At 69.4% G+C, this 4,401-nt stretch carries 5 protein-coding genes; 3 read left to right on the plus strand and 2 right to left on the minus strand.

Features of this window, described 5'->3' with window-relative positions:
- Positions 1-56 precede the first annotated feature (56 nt).
- Together ACFE7U_RS05655 and ACFE7U_RS05660 are read left to right on the plus strand one after the other, a co-directional pair.
- Positions 57-1,388: an MFS transporter gene (locus ACFE7U_RS05655; RefSeq protein ID WP_375408783.1), complete on the plus strand. Its 1,332-nt coding sequence runs from the start codon at positions 57-59 to the stop codon at positions 1,386-1,388.
- 61 nt (positions 1,389-1,449) lie between these two features.
- Positions 1,450-2,247: an SDR family NAD(P)-dependent oxidoreductase gene (locus ACFE7U_RS05660; RefSeq protein WP_375408756.1), complete on the plus strand. Its 798-nt coding sequence runs from the start codon at positions 1,450-1,452 to the stop codon at positions 2,245-2,247.
- Positions 2,248-2,295: 48 nt separating this feature from the next.
- Here ACFE7U_RS05660 and ACFE7U_RS05665 read toward each other — a convergent pair whose 3' ends face one another.
- Positions 2,296-2,634: an SWIB/MDM2 domain-containing protein gene (locus ACFE7U_RS05665; RefSeq protein ID WP_375408757.1), complete on the minus strand. Its 339-nt coding sequence runs from the start codon at positions 2,632-2,634 to the stop codon at positions 2,296-2,298.
- A 243-nt stretch (positions 2,635-2,877) separates the two neighbouring features.
- On the opposite strand from ACFE7U_RS05665, the gene ACFE7U_RS05670 reads away from it, so the two are divergent.
- Positions 2,878-3,345, plus strand: coding sequence for a PRC-barrel domain-containing protein (locus ACFE7U_RS05670; RefSeq protein ID WP_375408758.1), 468 nt, complete (start codon positions 2,878-2,880; stop codon positions 3,343-3,345).
- A gap of 34 nt (positions 3,346-3,379) precedes the next feature.
- Here the strand turns inward: ACFE7U_RS05670 and ACFE7U_RS05675 are convergent, their stop codons facing one another.
- Positions 3,380-3,766 (minus strand): hypothetical protein, encoded by a 387-nt coding sequence (locus tag ACFE7U_RS05675; protein WP_375408759.1) that lies wholly within the window; start codon positions 3,764-3,766, stop codon positions 3,380-3,382.
- Between the last annotated feature and the right edge of the window lie 635 nt (positions 3,767-4,401).

Genomic DNA, 4,401 nt, shown 5'->3' on the forward strand with positions numbered 1-4,401 from the left:
TCGATGGCAAAATCGTCGATGGTAAGGTCTCGGACGGCCTCCCGGTACGCGAGCGGATGCTGGCGCTGCTCGCCATTGCGCTCGCCCTGACCATGGCGGTCCTCGACGGGGCCATCGTCAACGTCGCTCTGCCCGTGATGGCGAAGGACCTCAGGGTGAGCCCCGCCGCCGCGATCTTCGTGGTCAACGGGTTCCAGATCGCGGTGACGGCATCGTTGCTGCCCTTCGCGTCGCTGGGCGACATCCTCGGCTATCGCCGGGTCTACCTGTTCGGCCTCGCCGTGTTCACTGCCGCCTCGCTCGCCTGCGCGCTGTCGCCGACGCTGGGCTGGCTCGTCGCCGCGCGGATCGCGCAGGGGATCGGAGCGGCCGGAATCATGAGCGTGAACATCGCGCTGGTGCGCTTCATCTACCCGCATCGGCTGATCGGGCGCGGCGTCGGCACCGTCGCCCTCATCGTGGCGATGGCCTCGGCCGCAGGCCCCACCGTGGCGGCGGCGATCCTGTCGGTGGCGACCTGGCCGTGGCTGTTCCTCGTCAACCTACCGGTGGGCCTCGTCGCTTTCGCGGTAGCGATGCGGACCCTGCCGGCGACGCCCCGCAGCGGCGCGCGCTTCGACGTGCTCAGCGCCGGGCTCAACGCCGTGACCTTCGGTCTCCTCATCATCGGCATCGACGGGCTCGGCCAGGCGGAGGGGCGCTGGATCGCCCTTGCCGAGATCGGCGGCGCCCTCGTGGTCGGCGCCGTGTTCGTGCGCACGCAGCTCGGCCTGGCGGCGCCGCTGCTGCCGGTGGACCTCCTGCGCATCCCCGCCTTCGCCCTGTCGATGGCGACGTCGATCGCGTCCTTCGCGGCGCAGATGATGGCCTACGTCGCGCTGCCCTTCTACTTCCAGGACGTGATGCGGCTCTCCGAGACCCAGACGGGTTTCCTGATGACGCCCTGGCCCATCGCCATCGCGGTGATCGCGCCGATCTCGGGGCGGCTCGCCGACCGCTACGCGCCAGGGCTCCTCGGAGGCATCGGTCTCGCCGTGCTCGCGCTCGGCCTCGCGGCGGTGGCCCTGCTGCCGGCCGATCCCTCCGCCTTCGAGATCGGCTGGCGCCTGACCCTGTGCGGCCTCGGGTTCGGCCTGTTCCAGTCGCCCAACAACAAGGTCATCATCACGAGCGCGCCGCGCCACCGCAGCGGCGGCGCGAGCGGGATGCAGTCGACGGCCCGCCTCACCGGCCAGTCGCTGGGGGCGGCTTTGGTGGCGGTGATCTTCGGGTTGGGCCATGCCAGCGGTGGGCCGGGTCCGTCCATCACCATCGCCCTCTGGTGCGCCTGCGCACTTGCCGCCCTGGGGGCGCTCGCCAGCGTGATGCGGCGCCAGCCCGAGGGCTGATCGCGCTCAATCCGCCCGCGTCCCGGGCGTTGTCCCCCGTGCCAGCTGCAAAGGAGCGATCATGAACCTCGATCTCACCGGGCGCACCGCCCTCGTCACCGGCTCCACCGGCGGCATCGGCTACGCCATCGCCAAGGCCCTGGCGGAACTCGGCGCCACCGTCGCCGTCAACGGGCGCACACAGGGCCGCTGCGCCGAGGCGGTGGCACGCCTGCAGGCGGACGTCCCCGCCGCCGCCGCCTTCGCTGCACCCGGCGACGTCGCCACGGCTTCGGGGGTTCAGGCCGTCGTCGCCGGCCTGCCGGCGGTGGACATCCTCGTCAACAACGCCGGCATCTTCGAGCCCAAGCCCTTCTTCGAGATCGGCGACGAGGACTGGCAGCGCTTCTTCGAGACCAACGTGATGAGCGGCGTGCGGCTGTCGCGGGCCTACACGCCCGGCATGGTCGAGACGGGCTGGGGCCGCGTCGTCTTCATCTCCAGCGAGTCCGCGATCAACATTCCCGTCGAGATGGTCCATTACGGGATGACGAAGACGGCTCAGCTCGCGGTCGCGCGGGGGCTCGCCGAGACGGTCTCGGGCTCCGGGGTCACGGTCAACAGCGTGCTGCCCGGCCCGACCCTGTCGGAAGGGGTCGCCGATTTCATGAAGCAGATGGCGGTCGGAAACGAGAACCCCGACCTCGACGCGATGGGCCGTGCCTTCGTCGCCGAGCACCGGCCGACCTCCCTGATCGGGCGGCTCGCCAGCGTCGAGGAGGTCGCCAGCATGGTGGCCTATCTCTGCAGTCCGGCGGCGAGCGCCACGAGCGGAGCGGCCCTGCGGGTCGATGGCGGCGTCCTGCGCGGCATCGCCTGACGGGCAGGAATCGCCCGGTCCGTCTCCGGACCGGGCAAGGTATCGGTCTCAGGCGGACTTGAGGTGCGCGGCGAGGTGCTTGTTCATCTCGAACATGGTGCACTTGTCCTTGCCGAAGACCTTCTTGAGCTTGTCGTCGGCCAGGATCTCGCGCTTGTTCTCGGGGTTCTGGAGGTTGTGCTTCTTGATGTACTCCCAGACCTTGCTGACGACCTCACCGCGCGGCAGAGACGCGGTTCCGACGATGGCGGCGAGTTCCTCGCTCGGCTTGAGCGGCTGCTGCAGGGCGTTGGGCTTGGCGCCCTCCGCCTTCGGGGCAGCGACCTTCTTGCCCTTAGGAGCGGCGGCCGGCTTCTCGGCGGTCTTCGGTGCAGTCTTGGTAGCCATGGCTTCCCTCCGGATGTGGCTTCGAGCGCCAGTCATTCCGTGGCCCTAGGCCTCGGGGCGCATAGCTGCAACAACTAAGCGGTCAGACTGGCGTTCCAAGGGAAAATAACCGTCTCCCCTCCCGCCATCCACAGATCGCGGAGGGAAAGGGAGTCTCCGGGGGCGGAACTGGCGGCAAGTCCGTGCGTCTCATGCTGGCGGAGCGAGCCCTGCCGCGACCGCCTGATCCTCCGGGGAGACCGTATGCCGACGGACCTGCCGCCCTCGCACCACCCCACGCCGACGACCGAGCAGGAGCGTTCCCTGCGCGCGCCCGGGTCGATGGAGCTCGACCCGAACGCCGAGGGCGTGCCCGCCGACGAGACGTCCCGCCTCATCGCCTCCAACAAGGTCGAGGGCACGGCGGTCTACGGCCGGGACGGCGAGCATCTCGGGAGCGTTCACAACTTCATGGTCGACAAGGTCTCCGGGCAGGTCGCCTACGCGGTGCTCGCCTTCGGGGGGTTCCTCGGGCTCGGCGAGAGCCACCATCCGCTGCCCTGGCGCTCCCTGCGCTACAGCGTCGAACTCGGCGGCTACGTGGTCGACATCGACCGCGACACCCTGTCGGGCGCCCCGCGCCACGGCCCCGGCGAAGACCCGTTCAGGGATCCGGCCTATGGCGGTCGTCTCGACGAATACTATGGCGGGCGCAGAGCCCCGACTGCGTGACGGCCACGAGTGAGGGTCGAGCGACCTGCGGACGCTAGAACTTGCCGCCGAGACCGACGCCGCCGCCGGGGCTCATCTGCGGCGCCATCCCGCCTGAGCTCGACCGGGCCTCGCTCGTGCCTTCGATCTCCTCGCGGTTGATCCGGCGCTCCTGAGCCGCCGTCCGGCCGCCTGCACCGGCCTCGCTCTTTGGCAGGGCGATCTGCCGGGTCGGACGCGTCTGCAGCGGCACGCCGTCGGGATCGACCTCGGCGGCCCGGCCCACCCGGGCGGGCATGGCACCGCGCATGGAAGGCGGCGGACCCACCTCGCTCACCGGCATCACGCCGCCACTACCGCTGAGCGCCTGGCAGCCGCCGAGCAACCCCACGACCAGAAGAGCGGGCAACAGGGGGGGGCGGGTTTTGCATGTTTGCGACATCGGCTCGAACCTCGGGACGCGGCGCCGGTCCGGGTCGGGACTGGCAGGATTGGGCATGTTCCGGCCTCTCTACGACGGAGATTTCGCGAAAACCAGACGCGCCCGCAGGTTGAGCGACGGCAAGGCGGGACTCAAGGCGGGACCAAGCGCCGCCATCGACACGAGGGAGACGCCGGACGCGGGACATTCGTCACGCATCATTTCTTAAACCGAGCCGCGGGATACCTGTGCGGGATGATCACGTCGATGCCTCCGAGCACGCCCGACTCCATCGATCCGAACAGTGCGGTCGACGCCTGCATCGGGGGTCGGGAAAAGCTGGCGAGCTGCCGCCATACGGAATCGTTCGCCGGCCGGGATCTTGCTTTTTTCGAAGATCTTGTCTCTTTCGAAGACCTTGCCTGTTCCGAAGATCTTGACTGTTTCCGGGATTTTGTCCGTTTCCAAGGGAGGCCGGCGCTCCCATCTCTTCACAACTTCGCCCAGGTCCTCGCGCAATGACGTCGGCCCCGCAGTCACGCGGGAACACGCCGGTCCGGTCGCTGTTGTGCGGGGGTGGCGCGATGACTGATCGAGGACCATCCGTGCTCAGAACTGTCCGGACGATCGCCGCCGCGACGATGACCATCTGGGGC

Source organism: uncultured Methylobacterium sp. (genome assembly GCF_964251405.1).
In the GTDB taxonomy this organism is placed as follows: Bacteria; Pseudomonadota; Alphaproteobacteria; order Rhizobiales; family Beijerinckiaceae; genus Methylobacterium.

Coding starts and splice junctions, on each gene's coding strand:
- ACFE7U_RS05660 (WP_375408756.1), top strand. CDS start 1,450: ATGAACCTCGATCTCACCGGGCGCACCGCCCTCGTCACCGGCTCCACC.
- ACFE7U_RS05655 (WP_375408783.1), top strand. CDS start 57: ATGCTGGCGCTGCTCGCCATTGCGCTCGCCCTGACCATGGCGGTCCTC.
- ACFE7U_RS05675 (WP_375408759.1), bottom strand. CDS start 3,766: ATGTCGCAAACATGCAAAACCCGCCCCCCCCTGTTGCCCGCTCTTCTG.
- ACFE7U_RS05670 (WP_375408758.1), top strand. CDS start 2,878: ATGCCGACGGACCTGCCGCCCTCGCACCACCCCACGCCGACGACCGAG.
- ACFE7U_RS05665 (WP_375408757.1), bottom strand. CDS start 2,634: ATGGCTACCAAGACTGCACCGAAGACCGCCGAGAAGCCGGCCGCCGCT.